The 24,809-nt window shown below is 61.3% G+C and carries 20 protein-coding genes, 1 tRNA gene and 1 pseudogene; 8 read left to right on the top strand and 14 right to left on the bottom strand.

What is annotated here, in order from left to right:
• Window positions 1–4 precede the first annotated feature (4 nt).
• The 7 genes from BO74_RS14685 to BO74_RS14715 form a co-directional block, all read right to left on the bottom strand.
• Entirely contained in the window at window positions 5–1,159 is a 1,155-nt protein-coding gene (locus tag BO74_RS14685) for a methyltransferase (protein ID WP_496443131.1), read from the bottom strand.
• Window positions 1,159–3,786, bottom strand: coding sequence for a diguanylate cyclase domain-containing protein (locus tag BO74_RS14690; protein ID WP_496443132.1), 2,628 nt, complete (start codon window positions 3,784–3,786; stop codon window positions 1,159–1,161). Before BO74_RS14690 ends, BO74_RS14685 begins: the two co-directional genes overlap by 1 nt.
• A gap of 150 nt (window positions 3,787–3,936) precedes the next feature.
• Window positions 3,937–5,931, bottom strand: a complete 1,995-nt coding sequence (locus BO74_RS14695; protein WP_496443133.1) for a site-specific recombinase — start codon at window positions 5,929–5,931, stop codon at window positions 3,937–3,939.
• Between the two features lie 24 nt (window positions 5,932–5,955).
• A complete protein-coding gene (locus BO74_RS14700; protein WP_496443134.1) occupies window positions 5,956–6,279 on the bottom strand; it encodes a hypothetical protein in 324 nt (107 codons plus the stop codon).
• 188 nt (window positions 6,280–6,467) lie between these two features.
• On the bottom strand, window positions 6,468–10,397 hold the full coding sequence (gene purL, locus BO74_RS14705) for a phosphoribosylformylglycinamidine synthase (RefSeq protein ID WP_496443135.1): 3,930 nt from the start codon (window positions 10,395–10,397) through the stop codon (window positions 6,468–6,470).
• A 147-nt stretch (window positions 10,398–10,544) separates the two neighbouring features.
• Entirely contained in the window at window positions 10,545–10,712 is a 168-nt protein-coding gene (locus BO74_RS14710; protein ID WP_496443136.1) for a hypothetical protein, read from the bottom strand.
• A complete protein-coding gene (locus BO74_RS14715; RefSeq protein WP_496443137.1) occupies window positions 10,709–10,900 on the bottom strand; it encodes a DUF1289 domain-containing protein in 192 nt (63 codons plus the stop codon). The genes BO74_RS14710 and BO74_RS14715 overlap by 4 nt, the downstream gene beginning before the upstream one ends.
• Window positions 10,901–11,049: 149 nt before the next feature.
• Here BO74_RS14715 and BO74_RS14720 point away from each other — a divergent pair, with 149 nt between their 5' ends.
• The 4 genes and pseudogenes from BO74_RS14720 (at window position 11,050) to BO74_RS14735 (ending at window position 14,000) form a co-directional block, all read left to right on the top strand.
• Complete coding sequence (locus tag BO74_RS14720; RefSeq protein ID WP_496443138.1) at window positions 11,050–12,201, top strand: alpha-hydroxy acid oxidase; 1,152 nt, start codon at window positions 11,050–11,052, stop codon at window positions 12,199–12,201.
• Between the two features lie 16 nt (window positions 12,202–12,217).
• Complete coding sequence (locus BO74_RS14725) at window positions 12,218–13,168, top strand: 2-hydroxyacid dehydrogenase (RefSeq protein WP_496443139.1); 951 nt, start codon at window positions 12,218–12,220, stop codon at window positions 13,166–13,168.
• 60 nt (window positions 13,169–13,228) lie between these two features.
• Window positions 13,229–13,552: pseudogene (locus tag BO74_RS14730) on the top strand (transposase); the annotation flags it as partial.
• A 172-nt stretch (window positions 13,553–13,724) separates the two neighbouring features.
• Complete coding sequence (locus BO74_RS14735) at window positions 13,725–14,000, top strand: GIY-YIG nuclease family protein (RefSeq protein ID WP_496443140.1); 276 nt, start codon at window positions 13,725–13,727, stop codon at window positions 13,998–14,000.
• Here the strand turns inward: BO74_RS14735 and BO74_RS14740 are convergent.
• The 4 genes from BO74_RS14740 to BO74_RS14755 all read right to left on the bottom strand — a co-directional run bounded on the left by BO74_RS14740 (window position 13,974) and on the right by BO74_RS14755 (window position 15,799).
• Window positions 13,974–14,306, bottom strand: a complete 333-nt coding sequence (locus tag BO74_RS14740) for a hypothetical protein (RefSeq protein WP_496443141.1) — start codon at window positions 14,304–14,306, stop codon at window positions 13,974–13,976. The two genes, BO74_RS14735 and BO74_RS14740, sit on opposite strands and share 27 nt — an antisense overlap.
• A 12-nt stretch (window positions 14,307–14,318) precedes the next feature.
• Window positions 14,319–14,669: a hypothetical protein gene (locus BO74_RS14745; protein WP_496443142.1), complete on the bottom strand. Its 351-nt coding sequence runs from the start codon at window positions 14,667–14,669 to the stop codon at window positions 14,319–14,321.
• On the bottom strand, window positions 14,588–14,863 hold the full coding sequence (locus BO74_RS14750; RefSeq protein WP_496443143.1) for a transposase: 276 nt from the start codon (window positions 14,861–14,863) through the stop codon (window positions 14,588–14,590). Before BO74_RS14750 ends, BO74_RS14745 begins: the two co-directional genes overlap by 82 nt.
• Window positions 14,864–15,106: 243 nt before the next feature.
• A complete protein-coding gene (locus tag BO74_RS14755; RefSeq protein ID WP_496443144.1) occupies window positions 15,107–15,799 on the bottom strand; it encodes a Bax inhibitor-1/YccA family protein in 693 nt (230 codons plus the stop codon).
• A 281-nt stretch (window positions 15,800–16,080) separates the two neighbouring features.
• On the opposite strand from BO74_RS14755, the gene BO74_RS14760 reads away from it, so the two are divergent.
• Together BO74_RS14760 and BO74_RS14765 are read left to right on the top strand one after the other, a co-directional pair.
• Window positions 16,081–16,170: transfer RNA gene (locus BO74_RS14760), tRNA-Ser, on the top strand.
• Window positions 16,171–16,274: 104 nt separating this feature from the next.
• Window positions 16,275–17,201, top strand: coding sequence for a ketopantoate reductase family protein (locus BO74_RS14765; protein ID WP_496443145.1), 927 nt, complete (start codon window positions 16,275–16,277; stop codon window positions 17,199–17,201).
• Window positions 17,202–18,136: 935 nt separating this feature from the next.
• Here the strand turns inward: BO74_RS14765 and BO74_RS14770 are convergent.
• The gene (locus BO74_RS14770) at window positions 18,137–18,664 is read right to left on the bottom strand and encodes a GNAT family N-acetyltransferase (protein WP_496443146.1); all 528 of its coding nucleotides are present in this window, start codon (window positions 18,662–18,664) and stop codon (window positions 18,137–18,139) included.
• On the bottom strand, window positions 18,664–18,936 hold the full coding sequence (locus BO74_RS14775; protein ID WP_496443147.1) for a type II toxin-antitoxin system TacA family antitoxin: 273 nt from the start codon (window positions 18,934–18,936) through the stop codon (window positions 18,664–18,666). The genes BO74_RS14770 and BO74_RS14775 overlap by 1 nt, the downstream gene beginning before the upstream one ends.
• A 225-nt stretch (window positions 18,937–19,161) precedes the next feature.
• Between BO74_RS14775 and BO74_RS14780 the strand changes: the two genes are divergently transcribed.
• Entirely contained in the window at window positions 19,162–23,985 is a 4,824-nt protein-coding gene (locus BO74_RS14780) for a hypothetical protein (RefSeq protein ID WP_496443148.1), read from the top strand.
• The gene (locus BO74_RS14785; RefSeq protein ID WP_496443149.1) at window positions 23,960–24,526 is read left to right on the top strand and encodes a hypothetical protein; all 567 of its coding nucleotides are present in this window, start codon (window positions 23,960–23,962) and stop codon (window positions 24,524–24,526) included. The genes BO74_RS14780 and BO74_RS14785 overlap by 26 nt, the downstream gene beginning before the upstream one ends.
• On the opposite strand, the gene BO74_RS14790 is transcribed toward BO74_RS14785, so the two are convergent.
• Window positions 24,514–24,809, bottom strand: a 296-nt coding sequence (locus tag BO74_RS14790; protein ID WP_496442688.1) for a transposase, incomplete at its 5' end; no start/stop codon positions are given. The genes BO74_RS14785 and BO74_RS14790 overlap by 13 nt on opposite strands.

Raw genomic sequence — 24,809 nt, forward strand, 5'->3', positions numbered from 1 at the left:
GCGTTCAGGCGCGACCCAGGCGCCAAAGTGAAGTCACCTCGGCCGCCCGCGCCGCGTGCAGCGGATCGTCGGGATCGAATGCCTTTGCATGCGTCGGCCGCACATCGAGACGGCCCAGAACTTTCAATCCGGCCTGTTCGATCCAAGCCAGCAAGGTCTCGCGCGAGCGCAGCTTCAGGTGTTCGGCCAGATCGGAGAGGATCAGCCAGCCCTCGCCGCCGGGTTCGAGATGCGCGGCCAGGCCGACAAGGAAGCTGCGAAGCATGCGGCTGTCGGGGTCATAGACGGCGTATTCGAGCGCCGAACTCGGCTTGCCGCGTACCCACGGCGGGTTGCAGACGACCAGCGGCGCCTGCCCGGCCGGAAACAGGTCGGCCTGCTGCACTTCCACTTGAGCAGCAAAGCCGAGCCGTTCGACGTTCTCGCGGGCACAGGCCAGCGCGCGCGCATCCATATCGGTCGCCACCACGCGCTGGATGCCGCGCTTCGCCAGAACGGCAGCCAGCACGCCGGTGCCGGTACCGATATCGAACGCCAGGCTGTTGGTCGCCAGGGCTGCCGGCAACGGCGCGTCGGCGACCAGCACCACGTATTCGCCACGCACGGGCGAGAACACCCCGTATTGCGGATGGATGCGCCCGCCCAGCGCAGGGACTGACACACCCTTTTTGCGCCACTCCCAAGCCCCGACCAGGCCGAGCAGTTCGCGCAAGGAAGTCACGTACGGGGCGTCCGCCGGCCCATAGACCGAGGCGCATGCTTCGCGCACATCCGGCGCCCGTCGCAGCGGAATGACGTGCCCGGCATCGAACGGAATCAGCAGCATCCCGAGCAGCCGGGACCGTTGCGCCTGCGCCATGCGCTTGCGGTGAAAGGCTTCCGGGTACTCAGGCGACGGCTTGCCGCCGGAACGTGCCTTCTTGTCGGCACGACGGGCCATGGCCTGCAAAAGCTGGCGGGCATTCTGGAAGTCGCCCCGCCACAGCAGCGCCGTTCCCTCGCAGGCCAGCCGGTAGGCGGCGTCGGCTGTCAGGGTGTCGTCGACCGCCACGACGCGGCGCGGCGGCGGCACTCCCGCCTCCGAACGCCACTGCGCCGAGTGCGAGGTGTTCTCTTCCTGCCAGGCAAGCAGCACTGGCGGTGTTGCAGTATTCGTCATTAGTGGGCGTCGTGCCTGTAGCTGTAGTTCTTCCGCAACAGCGGGAAATAGTCGTGATCGTCGATCAGCATGTGCTCGGCGACGATATCGCGGGTCACGAACGATACCACGTCGCCGAGGGCCAGTTCGCCAGCAACGGCCATGCTGCGCAATTCGAGCGCCCGCTCGATCAGTTTCTGGTGCTTTTGCGCGTGGCCTTCAATTTCCGTATAGCCATAGCGGGCGAGGACGAATTCCTCGTTGCGAAAATGGCTCATCACCGAATCGATCAGTTCATCGAGCATTTCGGGCAACCTGTCCGGCGGAATCCGGCCGTTCGAGACAGCGCGGATCAGGGTGTTGCCATGGCTGAACAGTTCCTTGTGCTCCCGGTCGATCGAGGGATCGCCACACTCGTACGCCCGCCGCCAGACGAGGTTGGAAATCGGCTGTGGCGGGCAGTGCTCGGCCAGGAGGCGCACCCCATCGTGTCCTTCGCCGCCGGCTACGTGTACCTGCGCACGCCCCTGCGCCTTGGCGACGTACATCGCGTTATCAGCGTTCTTCAGCAGGATTTCCTCGTTATGTCCGTGCTCGGGATACATCGCGATACCGATACTGCAGTCGATGCTCACGGTGACGTTCCCCTGCAGATCGACCGGCGCACAGAGCGACAGACGGATCTTTTCCGCTACATTCACCGCGTTTTCCCGGCCGCTGACCATCGGCAGGATCACCACGAATTCGTCACCGCCCACGCGGGCCAGGGTATCCGACTCGCGCAGACATTTCTGGATCCGCTCAGCGACCGCCTTGAGCAACAGGTCACCCACCGAATGCCCGTAGCGGTCATTCACCGGCTTGAAACGGTCGAGGTCGATCATCATCAGTGCCAGGCAGGTGTTCTCGCGCCGGGCCTGGCTGATCGCCATGCGGATCCGGTCCTGGAACAGGCGCCGGTTGGGGAGCTGGGTGAGCGGGTCGTAGTTCGCCAGACGCGAGATCTCGGCGGCGACCTGCGAACGGCGGGTGATGTCGGTCGCCACCCCGCAGCCGTAGGATTTACCCTGCGCATCGGTAAACACGGTGATCGACAGCAGGACGGTCAGCCGCGAACCGTTCTTGCGCACATAGTTCCATTCCCGCTCGTCAGGACGGCCGGTCACCCGCGCCTTGGCGACAAACGCCTGGAATCCCGGCTCGACCGGAAAGCCCAGCTCCTCGGTCAGTTGCGCCGCCCGGGCGACAACCTCATCCCGGTCGTGGAACAGCAGGGTATTCTGCTTGCCGATCATTTCTTCGGCAGAATAGCCGAGCATGGCCTCCGCGCCGGGGCTGAACATCGTGATCACCCCGTCGCTGTCGGCGGCGATGATCGCCTGGGGAAGCGCCGCGAGGATCGAAGCGCTGATCCGCTCGTGTTCGTGCAATGCCGCATCGCTTTGCAGACGGGCTTCCACCGCCTCGTCGAGCAAACCCAGCGCGAAATCGATGCGCTGGAATTCATCTCCTTCGGCCTGCCTCCCCGCAGCGATTCCCGACTGTTTGCGAACGAGGCTGCCAATCCGGCGCTGGATCGCCTGCAAAGGACGTGCAAAGCGGCGAATGAAGACGAGAAAGGCCAGTCCTGACAGCACGAGCGTCGCCACAATACCGGTCCACGCCAGCCGCTCCTTCGCTCTTGCCTCGTCGAAGCGTTCACGCGTATAGCGATCGGCCAGCGTGTTGATGCTGTGCGTCAATTCGCCAGTAGCGCCGATCACCAGCATCGCCAGCACGACATAGCGGCGTGAATCGCCCTGGTCTTCGGTCAGGAAGACGCCGTTCTCGGCAGCCTTGAGGATCGCATCCTGCCGCGGCCGCAACTCGTCGAACAAGCCGGCGCGCAGCTTGTCGATCGCCATCAGGGAACCCTGATCACCAAAGCCCCGCAGTCCGGTCTCCAGCTTTTCCCAGAGCATCATCGACTGGGCGCGCATCAGGCGCACGGTCGCCATTTCGGACGCTGCGAACGCGCTACCGGAAAGTGTGTTCGCGCCAAAGATGCTCGACTCCGCCCCGATCAGGGTGCGGAACAGGATCGACGTCACGCGCAGGTCATTCAGGTGCTGGAAGCCGGCATCCTCGATGGCAGGATAATCGGTCAGGTCGTACATCAGCCCAAGCAGGCTGGTCGTCAGGTTATTGGCGGCGGCCATCCACTCGCCTGCCAGCGCGCGGTTTCGCGCGGCGAGGGACTGGACGACGGCTTCGTCGACTCGGGGACGCAGTCGCTGCACCTCACCCCACAACCGCCCGATCTCCTCCATTCGTCCGCGACTTCCTTGCGGCAGACCGGTGAGAACTTCCCCGATGAGCTTATCGACCACGGGCCGGCGCTGATTGATGAAATCCTGATGAACCGGCGAGATCGGCTCCTGCCCGAGCAAGCCCACCAGAGCGCATCCACGCTCGCCGATGAAGCTGTTGACAGTTGCCAGACAGATGTCCGCGACGCGGTTCCGCTCGCCCATCAGCACAGCGTTACGGAAAACCGCGCGGCTTTCCCGATATTCCGCCACCGCAAACCCGAGCGAGATGGCGGCGAACAGACCGACAATCGTGACTACGAGCGTCCGCAGGGACATCTCCGACAACGTCTTCTTCATTCTGGAAACCGGGAGATCACGGGTTGTCCGCAGTATTACCCGCCCACAGACAGCAAGTCAAAGTCTGTTAAGCCGGGACATCCTCTTCCGTCGTCCAACGTGGCAAATACGCACATTGGCCGGGCGAATCACTGGAATAGCGGAGCCAGCCTATCTTGCCGGAGGCAACAGAAAATCGCCCGGCCGGCGGAACAGATGGCCCAGAACGGCCCGGACGAGCTTGCGCCAGTCCATGTCGAAGACCTGGCGGGCGCGCAGGGCGACGTTGAGCGCCAGGACGAAACTGACGACGAGGTTGAAGAACCCGATCGCCGCGACGCCGAGCACCGCCCACAACAGCAACGCGGAATCCGGCGCGCCGCCGGTCCCGACGAGCGCCACGCCGATGAACGCGGACGAAAAGGCGACATGGCGGGTATCCACCGGCACCCCCCACAGCGTGCCGAAGACGGTCGCCCCGCCGAGCAGGAAACCGAAGACGAGGTTGCCAGCCAGGGCGCCGAGGTTGCCCCCCACGTAGTCGGCGGCGCGGGCCAGCCGCCGCTCACCGAGCAGAAAGCGCAGCCAGCGCAACTGCCGCAGGCGCGGAGAAATGCGGTCATACACCGCGTAGTTGTCGAAATAGCCGCTGATCAGCCCGGCAAGGAACAGGCAGACGCCGCACAACGCGCCATAGAAAATCGCGCCGCTGTGAATCAGGCTTTGCTCGCCGAGCAGATAGGCGGCCTTTTCCGGCCCGGCCAGCGGCACGGCCATGAGGCGCTGAAATCCCCAGGAAAGGCCGGCAGCAACCGGAACGGCAATCGCTATGTTGCCGAAAATCGCCACGATCTGGCTGCGCACGGTACGGGCGATCAGCGCGGTCAGCGCCTCCAGGTCGCTCACCCGCCCACCGCTCTGGCTGATCGTTCCGGCGATGGAGTTGGCCATCATCGCTGGCTGCTTGGTCGCCACCGTGCCGTGCAGCACGTGGATGACGCAGAAGCCCACGCCATAGTTGAGGCAATACGCCAGCGCCTCGACCAGCGGCGCCATGTGGAGCTTGCCGAGGAGCAGCTTGACGCAGGCCATGACGCCGATGACCAGCCCACCGACGGCAGCGGCCCAGGCCAGTTCGAGATACTCCCTCTGCGTCTCGGTGATGTAGTGCTCGCCGTCGTGGCCGACATGCTCGGTGATGCGCAGCGCGATCAACTCGGTGTTGTGTCGCCAGTGCTGGCGGAGATCGTCGCGACGGCACTCTTCCTCGACGAGATGCATGAACAGGCCGACGATCGACGGCATGGCCGTCTCGCCGTCCGGGTGATGCATCAGCCGGTCGAGGATCTCCAGCACGTGTTCGCAGCGCGCGATCAGCTGCTTCAGGCGCTGCAGGTGGTACGTCAGGCGGATACTCGTACCCTCGCGCGCGGCGCGCTTGCGCATGCGCTCGATCATGCCGACGCACTGATCGAGCAGGACGAGCAGGTGCTTGTCGTCGCTGGTCAGCGATTCGGGTTTGCGCCAGGCCAGCGGGCAGGCCTGGATGTAGGCGAGCAGTTCCTCGTTCTGGGTGACGAACGGCGATTCGTAGGTCTCCAGCGCCGGCTCCAGACGCAACAGTTCCGGCTCCATGCCGGCCGCCGCAATCCAGTAGGACAGCACGCGCAACGCGCGCAGCATGTCGACGATCGCTTGCGGCATGGCCTGATCGGTGTTCTGCGCCTCGAAACGCAACGCAGAAAAGAATTGCAGCCAGGCATCTTCCCCCACGCCGACAACCCACTCGGCGTCGGAGGGCTTGCGGAACACCCTGCGCATGACCGAGCGCAACAGGTCGTCGCCCAGTTCCTCGGGCAGGATCTTGTGGCCGAGTCGGCGGAACAGTTCGGTGAAAAAGCCGGTATTGGGGTGAATCCCGATCGACGTGTAGATGTCCGTATGCCGGTACCGGCTGATGACGGCGATCACCGCCTCGCGCACGACACCCGCGAGTTCCGGCTTTTCATGCAGCGCTTCGCACACCGCGAGCAGGTTGTTCCGTGCCGCTTGCACATCGTCGGCACGGCGCGGACGGATCGCGTCTACGAGGGTGACGAGGAAAGCGACTGGATCCACCACATCGAGACCATCGGCCGGGCGGGCCAGAAGTTGTTCAAAAGCCATCAATACAGCGTCACCTCAGCCTGTTCATTTACCAATCGGGGCGCCGCGTCCGGAATAGCGATCGCTCATGCGATAGGCCGCATCGGTGAATTGCCCCTTGGGGTTCTCGCGACAAAAGCGCTCGATAAACTGCTCCACCGTGCTGCGCGACACGTCCGAAACCTGTTGCTTCGGGTTCGCGTAGTTGTGCCCGCTCAGGAAGCCACGCGCCCAGGCAACGTAGCTGTCGCGCCGCTCCGTATCTTCCTTCGACGCCTGCCAGGCCACGCAGGAGTTGTCGTCGAACCCCAGCATTTTCGGCGCCATCGTCGCGGCGCTGCCGCTCATCGAATACAGCGCAAGCAGCATGAAAACGCTACCGGCAAATCGTTTGTTCGTCATCGGATGGAAACCCTCTCGTTCGTTGATCCGGGCATCATCGGGGCGTGCCCGGTGCGGCCGAGTATAGCGTAGTCGCCCGGAGCAATTTCCGCGCTCCGGCGGCCGTAAAACGACACGGGCGCCGAAGCGCCCGTTCGCATTGACGTGCGTGAATACTATCCGACCCACTTCCGCGCATTGCGGAACATGCGCATCCACGGCGAATCCTCGCCGAGATCGTCCGGGTGCCAGGACATCTGCACCGTGCGGAAGACCCGCTCCGGGTGCGGCATCATGATCGAGAAGCGCCCGTCCGCCGTGGTCACGCCGGTGATCCCCGCCGGTGAGCCGTTCGGGTTATAGGGGTAGACCTCGGTCGCATTGCCACCGTTCCCGGCGTTGTCGAGATAGCGCATGGCCACCAGCACCTTGGCCTGCTGCTCGGCCGAATCGAACTCGGCACGCCCTTCGCCGTGCGAGACGACGATCGGCATGCGGCTGCCGCCCATGCCGGCGAAGAACAGCGACGGCGATTCAGGCAATTCGACCATCGTGAAGCGCGCCTCGAACTGCTCGACGCGGTTGCGCTCGAAACGCGGCCAGGCATCAGCGCCGGGGATCAGTTCCTTCAGCGCGCTCATCATCTGGCAGCCGTTGCAGACGCCCAGGGCAAAGGTGTCGTTGCGGCCGAAGAAGGCGGAGAACTGGTCACGCGCCCGCGGATTGAACAGGATCGTGCGCGCCCAGCCCTTGCCGGCGCCGAGCACGTCGCCGTAGGAGAAACCGCCGCAGGCCACGGCCCCCTTGAAGTCGGCCAACGAGACGCGCCCGGAAAGGATGTCGCTCATGTGCACGTCGACCGAGGCGAAGCCGGCGCGGTCGAACGCCGCGGCCATCTCGATCTGGCTGTTGACACCCTGCTCGCGCAGGATGGCCATCTTCGGACGCGCGCCTGTCGCAATGAACGGCGCGACGATGTCCTCCGCCGGATCGTAGGTCAGCGCGACCGACAAGCCCTTGTCGGCGGTATCGAGAATGCGGTCGTACTCCTGCTGCGCGCACGCCGGGTTGTCACGCAGCGATTGCATCCGGTAGCTGGTTTCCGACCAGGCGCGATGCAGGTCGGTGCGCTGCTCGCGGAGCACGGTCTCGGTCTTGTAGTGAATATGCAATTCGCCACCCTTGTCCGGCGAGCCGATGACCTCGACGCTGAGACCGGCCATCTGCAAGGTCGACAGCACCGTATTGCGCACCGACCGGCGAGTCTGGATGACCGCTCCGAGTTCTTCGGCAAACAGTGCGCGCAGCACGCCGGCCTTGGAACCGTCGCACAATTCGTTGAGATCGATCGACAGGCCGCAGCGCGAGGCGAAGGCCATCTCGGCCAGCGCGGCGAACAGGCCGCCGTCCGAGCGGTCGTGGTAGGCAAGCAGCAGATCGTCGCTGGCAAGCTTCTGCATGGTCGTGAAAAACGCCGCCAGCTTCTCCGGCGCATCGACGTCCGGCACCTCGACGCCGGTAGCGTTGAACACCTGCGCCAACGCCGAGCCGCCGAGCCGGTTCTTGCCGCCGCCCAGATCGATCAACAGCAGATCGGTATCGCCTTCGTCGAGGCGCAGTTGCGGCGTCAGCGTCTGCCAGGCGTTCTGTACCGGAGCGAACGAACTGACGACCAGCGACAGCGGCGCGACAACCTGCTTCTTCTCGCCGCCGTCTTCCCAGGCGGTGCGCATCGACAGCGAATCCTTGCCGACGGGGATCGACACGCCGATCTGCTGGCAGAGGTCGGAGACAGCACGCACGGTGTCGAACAGGCGCGCATCCTCGCCCGGCACGCCGGCCGGGGCCATCCAGTTGGCCGAGAGCTTGACGTCGCCGAGCTTGGCGATGCGCGCGGCGGCGATGTTGGTCAACGCTTCGCCGAGCGCCATGCGGCCCGAAGCCGGCGCGTCGAGGATCGCCACCGGCGTCCGCTCGCCCATGGCGAAGGCTTCGCCGCGCAGTGTGTGGAAGCCCATGGTGGTCACGGCCACGTCGGCCACGGGCACCTGCCACGGACCGACCATCTGGTCGCGCGCGGTCATGCCGCCGACCGAACGGTCGCCGATCGAGATCAGGAAGGTCTTGTCGGCCACGGCCGGCAGGCGCAGCACGCGATAGGCGGCGTCCTTGACGTCGACCGAGGCCGGATCGAACGGCTCGGCGACGGTCGGCAGACGCGTCACGTCGCGGGTCATGCGCGGCGGCTTGCCGAGCAGCGCGTCCATGTCCATGTCGACCGGCTTGTCGCCGAAATGCCGGTCGGCAACGACCAGCCGGTTGTCGTCGGTGGCCACGCCAACCACGGCGAACGGGCAGCGCTCGCGTTCGCACATCGCCTGGAACTCGGGCAGGCGGCTGGGCGGGATGGCCAGCACGTAGCGTTCCTGCGACTCGTTGCTCCAGATCTCGGCCGGCGACATGCCGGGCTCCTCGATCTTCACGTCGCGCAATTCGAAGTGCGCGCCGCAGCCCGCGCCATGCGCCAGTTCGGGCAGCGCGTTGGAAATACCGCCGGCGCCGACGTCGTGGATCGACAGGATCGGGTTGCCGTCACCCGGCGCGGCGATGTCCTGCGCCGGCGAACCGAGTTGCCAGCAGCGGTCGATGACCTCCTGCGCGCGCCGTTGCATTTCGGGGTTGCCACGCTGCACCGAGGCGAAATCGAGGTCTTCGGCGTTGGTGCCGGTGCTCATCGAGCTGGCCGCGCCACCGCCGAGGCCGATCAGCATGCCGGGGCCGCCGAGCTGGATCAACAGCGTGCCGGCCGGGAAGGTCTCGGACTTGAACGACTGCTTGTCGTTGATGTTGCCGACGCCGCCGGCGACCATGATCGGCTTGTGATAGCCGCGCACCATCGCCTCGTCACCCTCGCCCACGCGCTGCTCGTAGGTACGGAAGTAGCCGGCCAGGTTGGGGCGGCCGAATTCGTTGTTGAACGCCGCCGCGCCAATCGGCCCTTCGAGCATGATCTCCAGCGCCGAGGAAATCCGCGACGGACGGCCGTAGCTGGCCATTTCGGCTTCCCACGGCTGCTGTGCGTCGGGCAGGTAGAGGTTGGACACCGAGAAGCCGCAGAGGCCGGCCTTCGGCTTGGAGCCGCGCCCGGTCGCGCCTTCGTCGCGGATTTCGCCGCCGGAACCGGTGGCGGCGCCGGGGAACGGCGAGATCGCGGTCGGATGGTTGTGCGTCTCGACCTTGGCGAGGATGTGCGTCAGTTCCTTGTGGTAGGCGTAGCTGCCGTCGGCGCCTGGGTAGAAGCGATCGACCTCGGTGCCCTCGAAGACGGAGGAGTTGTCCGAATAGACGACGACGTTGCCTTCGGGATGCGCGGCATGCGTTTCGCGGATCATGCCGAACAGCGTTTCCTTCTTCTGCTCGCCGTCGATGATCCACGAGGCATTGAAGATCTTGTGCCGGCAGTGTTCGGAGTTGGCCTGCGCGAACATCATCAGTTCGACGTCGGTCGGGTTGCGGCCGGTCTTCACCACGAACAGGTCGACGAGGTAGTCGATCTCGTCTTCCGACAGCGCCAGTCCGAGACGGGTGTTGGCCTCGACCAGGGCCTCGCGCCCGCCGGCCAGCAGGTCTACGGTCGTCATCGGCTTCGGCGGGAAGTGGCGGAACAGCTCGGCGGTCTGCTCGAAGCTGGCGAGCACCGCTTCGATCATCCGGTCATGCAGCAAGGCGGCGACGGCTGCACGCTGCGCTTCGCCGACGCCCTCGATGCGGAAGGCGATGCCGCGCTCGATCCGGTCGATCGCCGCCAGGCCGCTGTTCAGCGCAATGTCGGTCGCCTTCGACGACCACGGCGAAATCGTGCCGATGCGCGGCGTCACCAGGAATAGTTCCCCCTTAGTGACCGACTCGGCTGCCTGCTCCTCCAGCAAGGCCGCCAGCTGCTTGCGTTCCGTATCGCCCAGTGCCTGCTTCAGGCTGGCGAAGTGCCAGTATTCGGCGCTTACGATGCTCGCCCCGGGCACGACGCCCTGGATGCGTTGCTGCAAGCCCTGCAGCCGGAAAACGGAGAAAGCGGGAGCCCCGCGCAAGAAGAGGATGTCGGCCATGGTCTACCTGGGAAAGAGCAGAAACGGAGAAAATCTGCTTGAAAACAACGGGAAGCGCGCATTATCCCAGATTGTCAGGTGGGACGCGAGATGATGGCGAGTCGGACCTTCCCTGGTGTCCTTCGGGCAACCAGTGATGCAGGCAGCTTAGTCGGCAGCGTCAGCGACAGAGGACGCATCGGCAAGGGACTCAGTAGCCGGCGACGCCGGCATCTCCCATGGCCGGCCACAGCCGATGCAACGGTTGGTCTCGGGATTCACGCGGCAGATGCCGGCACACACATAGAACGGCTCTGTCGTCATTGTCTCGCTCATATACCCCGTTCCCGCCGCTTGATTTCATCGAGGATCATCCTCTTTTGTGAATCCGACGCGGTTCCCCAGGCCAAAATTTCGTCGAGCGTGCGACGGCAACCGCAACACACGCCCGTGCGTTCATCGAGACAGCACCGATTGACGCACGGCGAAGAAACGGGATCGTTATCAGGACGAAATGGCGACATGCAAACCGACGAAGAATCGAGGCGATGCGATTCCGAGTGGCTTCGCCGACAAAAGTTCGCGCTGAATCGAACAATCGGTCAAACCACTTTATTTTTCACCCTCGCTATGTCATCGTACGTCCGATGACAAAACCAGAACACTGAACGACATGTCACGATCGCTGAACGCCTACCTGAGCCTCGACGACTTCGAAAAAGCCGCCCGCCGCAAGCTGCCCCGCCCCCTGTTCGGCTACGTGGAAGGCGCCACCGAAAACAACCTGAGCCTGCGGGACAATCGCCGGGTGTTCGAGGAAATCCTCTTCCGCCCGCGCGTCCTGGTCGACGTCTCGGCCCGCGACCAGTCGGTCGACCTGTTCGGCACCCGCTACGCCGCGCCCTTCGGCATCGCGCCGATGGGCATCTGCTCGCTGACCGGCTATCGCGGCGACCTGGCGCAGGCCTGCGCCGCGCAAAAGGCCGGCATTCCGATGGTGCTCAGCAGTTCGGCGCTGATCCGCATGGAAGAAGTCGTCGAACAGGCGCCGGGCACGTGGTTCCAGCTCTACGTGCCACGCCACGAGGCGGCGGTCGAGGCCCTCGTCGACCGCGTGGCGCGCGCCGGCATCGACGTGCTGGTCGTGACGGTCGATTCGGCCGTGGTTCCCAACCGCGAAAACAACGTCCGCAACCGCTTCAAGACGCCGCTCGAACCGAATCTGCGCCTGTTGTGGGACGGCATCACCCACCCGCGCTGGTCGATCGGGACGTTCCTCCGCACCATCGTTCAGCACGGCATGCCGCACTTCGAGAACAACACGGCAGAACGCGGTACGTCGCTGATCGCGAAGAATGTCGAACGCGATTTCAGCGGGCGCGAGTACCTCGACTGGGAGACCATCCGGCGCATGCGCCAACGCTGGAAGGGAACGCTGGTACTCAAAGGCATCCTGCATCCGGACGACGCGCGGCGCGCCGGCGAGATCGGCATCGACGGCCTGATCGTTTCCAACCACGGCGGCCGCCAGCTCGACGGCTCACTGTCGCCCATGCGTGCGCTGCCGGCGATCGTCGAGGCGGCTGGCAGGCAAACCGTGATGATCGACAGCGGCTTCCGCCGCGGCACCGACATCCTCAAGGCGCTGGCGCTCGGCGCGCATTTCGTCTTCGTCGGACGCCCGTTCAACTACGCGGCCTCCATCGCCGGCGAGGCGGGCGTGGCCCATGCGATCAAGCTGCTGCGCGAGGAAATCCGCGCCGACATGGGGCTGCTGGGAATCAACCGCCTCGCCGAACTCAACACCGATTACCTGCATCGCTGACCGGAGCACCCACACCATGGAAAAACGTCGCATCCTGCAAATCGGCAACCTGCTCCCCGCCCTCGAGGACGGGTTGCGTGAACAGTATGCCGTCACCCGCCTCGAAGAGGCCGCCGACCCCGCCGCCTTCCTCGCCGAGCATGGCGGCGAATTCGTCGGCGTGGCCACCTCGGCCCTCCAAGGCATCTCGGCGGAGCAGATCGCGGCGATGCCGAATCTGCAGATCATTTCCTGCTTCGGTGTGGGGGTCGACAAGATCGCCATGCCCGACGCCCGCGCACGCAACATCCCGGTCGGCTACACCCCGGACATTCTCAACGACTGCGTTGCCGACACGGCCTTCGCGCTGCTCCTCGACATCGCCCGGGCCACACCGGAAGCCGACCGCTACGTACGTTCCGGCAAGTGGGCAGAACGCGGCCCGAACAGCTTCCACCTCGGACGCAAGGTCAGCGGCGCGCGGCTCGGCATCGTCGGCCTCGGGCGTATCGGCAAGACCATCGCCCGCCGGGCCAGCGGCTTCGACATGGACATCCGCTACCACGCGCGTCACCAGGTCCCCGACGCGGCCTGGGGCTACGAGCCATCGCTGCTGGATCTGGCACGCTGGGCGGACTTCCTGGTGGTCATCACCGCCGGCGGACCAGGCACGCGTCACCTGATCGACGCCAATGTTCTCGACGCGCTGGGTCCGCGCAGTTTCCTGATCAACGTTTCCCGCGGCTCGGTGGTCGACGAGCAGGCGCTGATCCGTGCTCTAACCGAAATGCGCATCGCCGGCGCCGGACTCGACGTCTTCGAAAACGAGCCGTTCGTTCCCGAGGCGTTGACCGCCCTCGACAACGTCGTCCTGCTGCCGCACATCGCCAGCGCCACCGAAGAGACACGTCTCGCCATGGCCCGGCGCGTCATCGACAACCTCGACCTGTTTTTCGCCGAAGGGCGACTGCTGTCAGCGGCGCCGTAAAGCGCGGCATGCCCGCGGCACAGAGCACCCGTACGCAATTTCAATTCTCACCGCTGAAAACAGCTCTATGGCGACAGCGCCTACCGGGGCAAGGCGCAGCGGGAACAGCTCAGAGCACTGGCGCCGAAGGCGAAAGACTTCACCAACAAGCGGGCCTGCAAGAACCGTCAGCTGACCGCGGCCGACAAAGCAACGAACCGGCGCAAGTCCAGTATTCGTTCCAAGATCGAGCATCCCTTCCTGACGCTCAAACGTCTCTGGAGCTTTGCCAAGGTGCGCTATCGCGGCCTCGCCAAGAATGCCAACCGGGCCTTCGCCATGCTGGCGATGATCAATCTCAACAAATGGGGCCGACCTCTGACAGGAGAGGTGCGTCCGGCATGAGCTGGATACGCGAAGATCCCCCGCATCCATGCCAAAAACCGGTGACTTATACGATGAAAAATCGATTTCTTTCACCATTTCGGCTCAATTTTGACGCGCCACCAAGTTTCGCAGTGGCTTATTCGGCGTTTCCCTAAATTCAACTGCTGCTCAATTTCGGTGTGACGTCGGAATGTCTCTGATCTCCCTCTGGTATCTCTATCTACTCGAGTGCGAGGATGGTTCGCTCTACACGGGTATCAGCACCGACGTTGATCGACGCCTTGCCGAGCATCTCAGTGGAAAAGGCGCTCGCTACACCCGGGCGCATCCGCCGCGACGTCTGCTCGCCTCGGTACTGATTGGCACCCGATCCGAGGCGTTGAAGGCGGAACTGTGGATCAAAGCTCTGCCGCGGGCCGAAAAATTGACCGGTATCCTGTCATTGGCCCGCGAACGCGGCGATTAGCCAGTCCGGCGCTCCCCAGCCCAGCCGTTCGGACAAACGTAACACCACCCACGCGGCTTCCCGGGGACTAAAGGCCGTTTCGCCGGCGAGCAGTCCTTGGTGGCATCGTGCCAGCACCTCGTCCTCGGTATAGTTTTTGTCGAAGGCGATGGTCGGCGCCTGCTCCGTCAAAGCTGTGGCCATATCCTCACAGAGTTCGTAACGGGCAAGAATCACTGCCTGCGGTGCGTTCGGTCGATCCCGGCCCGGAGTGAGGTACATCGCCATGAAGGACGGCGGAGGTTCAATCTGATTGTCGAGGGACATGCGTGTGTGACCTCAAATTTCCTTGACGAATTTCTTCCCAGGCCGCCGCGAATAGCGCAACAGCGCATCGCGAACCTCGAATTCCAGTTTGACGTTGCGGCCGCCGTAAATCGATTCCCTTAACCACGCGACTTCCCCGGTGATCGCCTCCGTGCCGGTCACGGTGCGATGCCAGGTTTTGCGGATCCCATCCCATTGATAGGCCGGCCCCTTGAGCAGGTCCTTCGTCTCGAAGGCCGAGTTCGGAGCGTGTCCGAATTTTTGTGGAAATGGGGTTTTGGTTACAGCTGAGGAAAGCGTTCCTCGAACTGGATGGTAAAGCGATTGAGCGCTGGCTTCCAATCGCGGATCGGCATCGTCCATTTCTGACTGATATTGCGCAGCGCCAGGTCGAACAATTTCATCAGCGCCTCATCGCTCGGGAACGAGCCGCGGTTCTTGGTCAGCTTGCGCAGGCTCATATTGACCGACTCGATAGCGTTGGTCGTGTAGATGCAGAAAACGTACTTGAGGAAGATCGGGCCGAGGACGAGGTGCTTGTATTCGGCGGCTTCCATGTTGGCGCGCAGCTTGTCGGCCGCCGCCCAGAGGTTTTCTTGATGTCGTCGAGCATTTTTCTATTCTTGGTCGGGCAAGCCGGGATTATGGGCCCAGGAGGCGGGAAACGGGCGTAAAGCGGGCGAGAAACGGACAGGAAGTGGCAGGAACTACGGAATTCGGAATTTGAGGCTCATTGCCAATCAAAAAACGAAAAGGGCAGCCGAAGCTGCCCTCCCTTGCACAACCGGAAATCGCCGCGCTTATTCCCTTTCGCCGCTGAGCGCCATCAGCAGATGCAACAGATGAACGAACAGGTTGTAAACATCCAGGTAGATGGCGAGGGTCGCCGAGATGTAGTTGTCCTCGCCGCCATTAACGATCCGGCTCACGTCGTACAGGATGTAGCCGGAGAAGAGCAGCACGGCAACCGCGGATACGGTGAGCGACAACGCCGGAATCTGGAAGAAGATATTCGCCAGAGAGGCGAGCAGGATCACAATCAGCCCGATGAACAGCAGCTTGCCCATGAAGCTGAAATCACGCTTGGTAACCGTCGCAATGCCGGCCAACACGAAGAAGATTGCCCCCGTACCACCCGCCGCGGTCGCAATCAGCGCCGGGCCGTTGGAAAAGCTCAGGGCGACGAGCAGGATTCGCGAGAGCATGAGCCCCATGAAGAAGGTGAAACCGAGCAGGAGAACGACCCCCATCCCGGAATTCTTCGTCCGCTCGATCCCCCACATGAACCCGAACGCGATGCCCATGAACAGCAGCAAGGACATCATCGGGCTGCCGGCGAACAACGAAAAGCCCATGCGCACGCCGAGCATCGCACCGGCGATCGTCGGAAGCATGGACAAGGCGAGCAACAGATAGGTGTTGCGCAGCACCTTGTTCTGCTGAACGGAACGCGCGTAAGTCGCCTGACCTGTCACTTGAAATTGCGGTTGCATTGAGAAGTCCTCCAGAGTTAAGACTGATGCGGGCGTAAGACTACAGAAGCCCCCTACCAGTTGCAAGGACGGAAGTAACAGGATGTAACGTGCTATGATGCGCGCCTCGGCAGCCCCCCAAAGGAGCGGCCACCAACGGAAGCGTGGCAGAGTGGTCGATTGCACCGGTCTTGAAAGCCGTTGCAACGATTCATAACCAATTGATTTTATTAGTTTTTGTTTTGAAATCTCCGCAACTTGCGGAAATCATTTCCGCAACCCGGCGGAAAACAGCAGGAAAAGGAAGCGTGGCCGAGCGGTTTAAGGCAGTGCTCTTGAAAAGCACCGAGGCAGGAATGTCTCCGTGAGTTCGAATCTCACCGCTTCCGCCACAACAAGAGACGCCTCCCCGGCGCAGAAAACATCCGGATCTGCACCGCAAGAAAATGCGCCAGCCCTGCTCTCCCGGCTTGCTCCAGCCGCAAGGATCGAGAAAATGAAACCTTTGCAAAACGTCTATCTATGCGGATTGGGCGCCCTCGGCGGCATGTACGCGAGTTGTTTTCACGCGGCCGCCGTGGAGAACGTGAAGGTCATTGCCGATCCCGAGCGGATGCAGCGTTACCAGGAACGGGGGATCACCGTAAACGGCACCCGCCTTCCCCTCTCATTCCTGGCACCGGGCGATGCCGCGCCCATCGCCGATCTGATCGTGATCGGGGTGAAGTGGCATCAGCTGCAGCAGGCGATTGCCGAGGTGCGGCCCTTTGTCGGAGAGCAGACGATCATTCTGTCCCTGCTTAACGGTGTCGATAGCGAGGACGTAATCAGCCGCGAACTGGGGATTGCACAGCCGCTCTACTCCTTTGTGGTGGAAACCGACGCCGGGCGAAAGGGCGACGATATCGAGTATCGAACACTCGGCACGATCGTGTTCGGCGAGAAGCGCAACACCACGATCTCGCCACGGGTGGCCGCGGTCCGCGAACTGTTCGAGCGCACCGGCATTCCTTATCGCATCCCCAACGACATGCTGCGTGAGCTTTGGTGGAAATTCATGCTGAATGTCGGCATGAACCCGACCTCGGCGGTCATGCGAGCGCCCTACGGAGCCTTTCAGAAATGCGCGGAAGCGCGCCAGTGCGTGCGCATGGCCTGCCGGGAAGTGATCCAGATCGCCGGAAAAATCGGCATCGCACTGAGCGAACAGGATATTGACGCGATTTTCCCGATCATCGATCGCCTGGCCCCGGAGAAAAAGACATCGATGTTCCAGGATGTGGAGGCGCAGCGTAAAACCGAGATCGAGATTTTTGCCGGCGCGGTCGTCGAACAGGGGCGACGCCACGGCATAGCGACGCCGGTCAATGACCTACTGTTCAACATGATCCGGGGGATCGAGCAGAACTATCCGGCGGCGTAGCTATACGACTCGCCCCCCTGGCCAGCACCTTATCACGCCATCGACGCCCGATCGCTACAGGCGTTTCTCCTGTTCCGGCGCTCCATCGTCGACTTTCGACGCCAACGGTTCGACGCGTCACCCCACGCAGACCCTGAACAGGGTAGCGTGTCGCTTGCGCGCTTCGTAGCGCATCGGGGCGACGCCTTCCAGCTGATACCGCAACGCGTTGCCGGACTGGAATCACAAGGGGAAGCATGTCCTGAAACGGACAACGAGGCAAACGGCAGACACAAAAAAAGACCAGAAGGAACATAACCTACTGATCTTTGATTGATTCTACTGGTGGGCAGTACTGGGATCGAACCAGTCCCCGCCGTGTGAAAGCTAAAAATATAGTCGTTTTTGACAGCTATCTAGTGGTTCCAAACGATGTTAAGTCCAATTAATTTCTCTACTTAATTGAATTAAGTGCGTTTTTATGTCACTCGATTTGTGACATCTTAACACGATTCAAATCGGCAAATAGCCAATTTGTCACAGCATCTAAAACAAATCTTCAATCGTCGGCTATCTCTTTTTTTTAGCTTAGTGACGACTGCTTGCAATTCATCTCATTTGGCTTAAGATAAGCGGACTTGTAAGATCAGGTTGGAGATGTGCCTCCGAAATTGCACGCTAATTCCAGATTCATGCTGGAATTCATTCAAGTACCTTGAACTGGGCACACAGATCAGCCAAGACACAGATGTGGCATTGAATCAATGCTCATCTATTAAGCCACAGAGAGCAAATCTCTGACTGATAGGCATCGTGCGCCCATAATTTCCCGTGCGCGTTACCTGCCAGCCTCTAGCACCCAATCCCTAAAAAAGGGGTATCCGGATTATCGGGGGGACGGCATAGATTTTCCGGCTAGAATTTCCCCGCATCAAAGATAGTTCTGTTCCCAAAAATCAGAGCTTATTGCTTGCCTTGAGCGCTATTTCGATTGTCTGCAACGGCAACACAAGCGATAGTGATGCATCGAGCAGCCGCATGGATCCGAAACTCTCATACCAAGCCACCGCGCGCTCATTCTTGGCGTCGATCAACATCACCGTGCCGCCCACCTCGGCCGCCACTCGCAAGCAACGCCTTCCAGCAGCTAGAATCAGTTGGCCACCCAGCCCTTGGCCCTGCACGTCGAGGCTGGTGGCTAGGCGAGCTAATCGGAAGGCGCCAACGTCATGACGGCCAAGACCTTTGCGAATGGCTTCAGGAGAACTCGCGTAATCAATCGAGGCCGGGCTCAGGCTGTAATAGCCTAGGATTCGCTTTTCATTGCCAGCGTCGACCGCCACAAAGGTCTTCGCTGCGCCGCGCTCATGGCTCTGCCGCGCATAGCTTCTCAGGAACTCATTGAGATCCGCGTTCCGGCAGTCGAAGCCCCGGCGGTCGTGTTCTTTTGAAATTGGCTCCTCGCGCCACCTGGGGATGGCCATTACGCCGGCAAAGCTTTCGCGGCAGCCAGCAGCTTAGCGTTCGGCTTCGGCGGGTTCTCGAGCAAAGACAGGACGCGCTCGCTGTCACGTTCCGACAGCATGAGCCGTTCGGCTTGATCAATGACTTCGTTTGCCGCTTGCACAGCGTTCCGCACAATGAAGTCGGTGAGGTCCGTGTTCTTGATGGCGGCCGCGCGCATCACTCGGGCCTTATCGGCCGGGCAAATTCTGAGGGCAACTCGACTATTTGTTTCGATCGCAACTCGTGGCATGGCAACCTCCTGTGTACGCTTTGAAATAGTACGCGGTTTGTGCCGCAAGTCAATAACGTACGCTTTAAAGACGTGCAAATCGATCACCGATTCTAAGCGTCGTCCACCGGTTAATCCGGATGCCCAAAAAAAGATAGTCGCAAGGGCTCATCTTGCCTTGCCGAACGGCTGACTTTGCTCAGCGCATTTGATTTTCGATTTTCTATCCGCGGTTAGGAGTGCGTCATGGAATTCTCTATTGAAGCTCTGCCGACAGTATCGCTTTGCAGCGAGGGTGGCGCTTGCTCAGACGAAACCTTTCCCGACAATCTGCCGCATCGCGCAACAGATCCAGGCATTTGTCGAGTTGTCGATGCTCTGATCCACGCGTTCCGTATCCCGGAATCTGGCATCGGAATGATCGCACTCGCGGCTGCAACACGCCGCGACCTGGCTTCGCTCAAATCTATCGCGCCGAAAGTTTTCGTACCCGACTGGGCAAGCCGCATCTGCGAGATCGTAAGCCCCTTGTCAAAATCACGAGGAACCGACGAATCTCGCGATCTGATCGCCCTGCGCGACCTCCCACGCTTGCCTATTCGCGACTACCTTGCTCCGCTGGGACAAGGACTGCCGCTCTCCAAGGTCCGCATTCTCCAGGCGATCCGCGCGCTCCTGACCTTAGTCATCCTGAGCACAAAAGGAGAGTTAACCGCAGATCTGGCGAGAGAACTTGCGCGCTGGCTTAATGGCAAGCTACCGGCAGGCTTGGACTCCGCCACGCTAACCCCGTACTCACTGGCTCAGTTGGTATCGGCAAAAAATTTGCGCCCCGAGACGATCAAACTCATCAACCAAATAGCCTTTGCCATTCAAAACGAGCTGCGTAACCCATTCGGCGAGCCGGTTCATGAGCCGCTCGTGATTGCCAAAAGAAACGTCAGTGATGGCCATGCCAAAGACGGAAAAGAGGGGCCTGAGGCTATTCAAGCTGTCGAGCGAGACATCCTTTCCGATCGTCTTGCCGAACAAGCGAGCGCGACCCGCCGTAGATTTTCCGGCCTCGTCACGTCAGGGGAACTACATCATTTCGAACTCGAACTGGCATTCCCGCAAATCCTGGCATTCTGTAATGGCGACAACGACGACGAGGCGTTCGCTGCGGAAACAGCCTTCCATATCGGCATCCTGCCATCGCAATATCACCGGTTCCCGCTCAGCTTCCCCGGAAACCGGGGGTACGCCATCTGCCCCGAAGGAAATGCCATTCGCCTGGATCTGACGAAGGTGATCGGGGGATCTGCCGAGGATGAAGCCGCCGATGCGCGCGCCGTGATCATTCCTTTTCCCGACGAGTTTGCACGTCGAATCCAAAAGCGTCTTTCAAAATTCCCCGCTGCCAAATCGTACGATCAGCTGTTTTCCGTCCCAATGGACGAGTTACAGCGTTCGACACGTTCGATGTTGCGCTCAATCTCAATCAGCTCGCACCGCGTAACACTGACACGACTGGCGCGATCCCGCGGGCGCTACTCGCTTTATCACTGCCGAGATGAAGCCTACGCCGCCTTGATAGGGGTGGACTTTCTCCTCGGCACTACGGCGAACTTCAATTACCTGTCAATTCGTGCCGAGCGTCTTAAATCTATATTGCGAGTGTGCTATCGAGGTCTCGGCTATGCCGGTGACTTGGCCACAGAAAACGTAAGAGACGTAAGGTCTCCTTATCTTCCGAACGAACACCAGGTGGCTGCGTTACTGACCCAACTCGCCACCAAATCGGCCGCAGCAATTGCGTCATTACCCAACCATTGCCGAATCCAACAGCTGTTCGCCACGCATTCGTCGATCGCCAAGGATATCTACGTCCTCACCAAATTTCTGACTGGATCACGCCCAGTCGAAATTGAAACCGTTACACGCACACAGGTTAACCTCGTGCAGGGGCTTGCCGCGATCACCGACAAGCGTATTTCGCCGTATCACGAGCGGCGGTGCATCGCTCTACCCGCTTATGTCGTTGAGTGGCTGGGCACGTATGCAGATTGGCTCCGGCTGGTTGCCTGCCGGCTTAGCAGAACGGACCGCGAGCAGGCGGCGTTGATCAACTCTGCGGCTACGTCGAGCTCGCAAGATTGGCACCCACTGTTCTTTTCCCTGAACAGCGAAGGCGCGTCCGTGCCGATCGGGTCGCAAGTACTCGCCACCACCCTAGCGAGTTACGGCATCGCTTCAAACGCAGGACGGCACTGGGTAGACGCAGTGGCGCGCGACGCAAACATAGACAGCGCCGCCATCATGGGGCACGCCGGCCGAGGCAACCCGGGCCAAGAACTCTTTGGACGGTGGAGCGGCGCCACTCCGTCAATTGCCCTCCGTCCCGTCTCCCAAGTGGTCGATCGGTGGCTGGATCGACTCAACCTGCCCCACATTCCAACAATCACGCCAAGGACAGACAAACGGCTTACCGTCCCTCACAACGCTCGTCCCTACGTACCGAAATTGCTCGAGACCAATACCGGATGGATGGAAAGCGCATCACCCCGGGGCCCAAGCGAGGAACCTTGCCCGCTTTCGCGGTCGACGGCGGCCCAGGCAGCGAGCTTCCCGCGAATCTTCAGCCTATGGCGCGAAAACACCCCACCACCGGGGTGGGCCGGAGTTGCATTGAGCCTCGTTCTGGAGGATGGGGTCATCTGTGAGGCAGAGCTACTTGGCGTTCTTGCCCAGATAGCGACCGGTACGGTTTTTGAGAGCCCCGACCGGGTGTTCGTCGACAGCAACACGCGGTCACATGGCATTCGCCGCACTGACCTGTCTATCGTCACGCGTCAGCTCGCACGCAAAGTCTCCGCAAATGACGCCGTGCCGATAGCGCTCACCGATCTGGATGCGCCTGTGAAAAATTGGAGCGCTTCGCACGTCCCTCCTTTGTCCACGAAGGACATCGTCGCTATCGCCGAAGCCTATGTAGTAATGAATTTTCCAGCGGCCGTCAGCGCATGGGCGCGCGGCGAAACGTTTGCAAGAACGAGTCGCCCGGCAACGGTGGCAAGGGGTATTCACGGCCGCATGGAGCCTCCAACATTCAACCTCCAGCGACGCGTACACCGCTCAATCGCGCTCAGATCCACGGCCGAAGCGATACAGCTCGCAAAGAGCAAGCGCGAGGGAGGCGCGTCGCACGAGACGGCGATCAACGTCCTTCGCGACGCGCTGGAGTGCATCCGCGCTGACGGGTGTGACACCGTCCACACGCGAATGGAGATCGGCTATTTGCTGGAGCTATCGAAAACTCTTTCCAATCTGAATACTTTGCTCCGCTACGAGAGCGGGGCGCGCAGCTTCATTCGACTGGCCGCCGATGCAATCGCCGAGTCTGGCGCAGACGACATCGAATGGAAGCAGCTCATCGCGGTTGCTCTGGAAGGGCGGATGGACGGGAGCGCGCCGGACATTACAGCCATCAACTCAGCGCTACGTTGGATGGGCCTCGATATCAACGTTTTTCGACGGACGGCGGCCCCGCCGTCCTCCCTCAGCTATGCTGAAATCGTATCTGCGCGCGAGGTAACAATTGCAATCAACCTTTTTGAGGGGCAGCGGCGCCGCCTCGGTGACGACTATCATCTGGCCAGTATCGCCATTCTCCTTCTCGCTGAACTTCCGCTCCGTTGGGATAGTGTCGCGCATCTGCGGTTGTGCGACCTGACGCTAACCGTCCCCTGCCCCCACTTGGCCATCACCGAGGAAGCAGGCGCGAATCTGAAGTCCAGGAATGCTGTCCGAGTTCTCCGGTTGACCAATCAGAATCTGGTTCGGGACCTCGAACTGCTTGCCGATGTTCGGCGCGCTCGCTTTCCGGATGACCCCTATGTGCCACTTTTCGGTGATGCCAATGATCCTCGCTCCAACGAAACGGCAAATCGCGTCCACCGACTGATCACGGATGCCCTGTGGCGTGCCACGGGTTCACCTGTGATATGCGTTCATGATCTACGGCATCACGCCATCACGCGACGCATCCATTCTTTTCTGTCCCCCGGCGCCCATTTAACGCTCGACACGTTGGCATTGCGCCAAGGCCTGATCGAATGTGCCATCGACGCGGGGCAAAGCTGGCCACAAGTGTCGATGGAAAATTACGGGCATGGCATGGAGCAGTTAAGGACGCAGCATTATCGCGGCTTGCTTACCGAACTGGACCCGCCATCTGATGTGTTTATTGCGGCGGTCACCGGAGTCCCGGCCGCCACCATTCGAAAACGCCGCAGCCGTGACCCCGGTTATATACCCGATCTCGCCGAGGGATTCGCGTGGGACGACTTCGGTCAAGGAACGACCATCGTCCCTCTGGCCTCGCTTGTTGACGACAGTCGCGATCACATCGCCTTAACCGCAGAGGACGGCGATCACACAACGAATACCCGGCGAGCCGTTTATGTCGGCTTGCGGCTGTTAGGGGATAGAGAAGAAGTCGCCCGCGCCGTCAGTGGTCTCTCATTCGAACACGTACAGAATCTTGAGTTAGCTGTGGCCACTGCGCCGCAACGGCTTGGGAGCGCATTGCTTGCCCGCCACGACATTAACCGGCAGGTTTTCCTGGACGATGTACTCAATACGGAACTCGCGGTCGCAATGTCAGCTATTCAACCCGAACGTTCCAGCATCGCACGTATCGAAAAATCCCTGCAAAGGGCTGGAGAGGAGTGGACATTCGCCAATCCTCAAGACGCACTCGACTTGACCGCCTGGATACGGATTTGGGCGGCCAACGACATTTCCACTGAGTTTCTGTTACGCCCCGCGGAGCGCAGCGTCGTTGACAGCGACATCCTTGGTCGGGCTCGCAGTGCAGGATTTGCAAGAGCGCGGACGCTCCCTCCCCGACATTTCAGACGAGGCGTGAGAGCTATCCTGCGCTTCTTTCCGAAGTCCGCAACGGCAACCAAAACAACGCGTACTCGCGCATCTCCACAGAAAGCGTTTCTCGTCGGTGCGTGCGCGCTGGCAATCCTCTATTACCCCCTCCGCGGAGAAAACGATGTCCAGGCAATACAAGTCAAGTAAACGTATGAAACGCCCGTTTGATCCCATTGGACTCAAGGAAGGGCGCTATGCAACCATCGCCGACATGTCGATTCCACCGAGCGGGAATCCCGTCAGTCCCGAAGTTCTATGTGCCAAGGTCCAGCAAGCCGCAAAGGACTTGCGAAACGTGTGTCCGGGTCATGCTCCGGTATGCTTGATCGTCGACTGGCAATCGGACATCCGCTTTAGAGCCGCAATCATGGCGTTACCGCAAGGCGCCCTCGCTATCAATAATCAGGGCGATTGGTCTTCGTCGGACGGCCAAAGAAAACTGGAAAACTCTGCGCTTGCAGAGGCCGAAGAAATCGCCACCGTCGCTCGGCGGACATCCCAAGCCGCTGTTGATATTGGCAACGCCATGGCGACCGAGGCGGAAAAGCGGAGCATTCCACTTCACGAAGTCGTCAAGACAATGATCAGCAGCCCGGATGAGTCCGTTTCGCGTTCCACATACGGGCGCGCACGTAGTGCGGAAGCGCATATTATTGATCAGGCCCGAATAAGTTTTTACGCGGCATAGCGAACCTGTTTGTCCTGAAAGAAGGCCTTGATGCGTTCAGGCGAACGCTCAAGTTCGGTCATGTGCTGGGTCGCGGCGGAGCGGAGTTTGGCTTTGGTACGGGCTGGGACTTTTGACCCCATCGCCTGTTTGAGATCGGCATTCAATCGTTCCTCGGGGTTTAATTCCGGGCTGTAGCTCGGCAGGTAAAACAGTTCGATCTGCTCGGCGTGTTCGGTCACCCATTTTTTCACCGGCTTGCTGTGATGGACACGCAAGTTGTCGAGGATCAGGAAGACCTTCT

The organism is Propionivibrio pelophilus DSM 12018 (assembly GCF_059569095.1).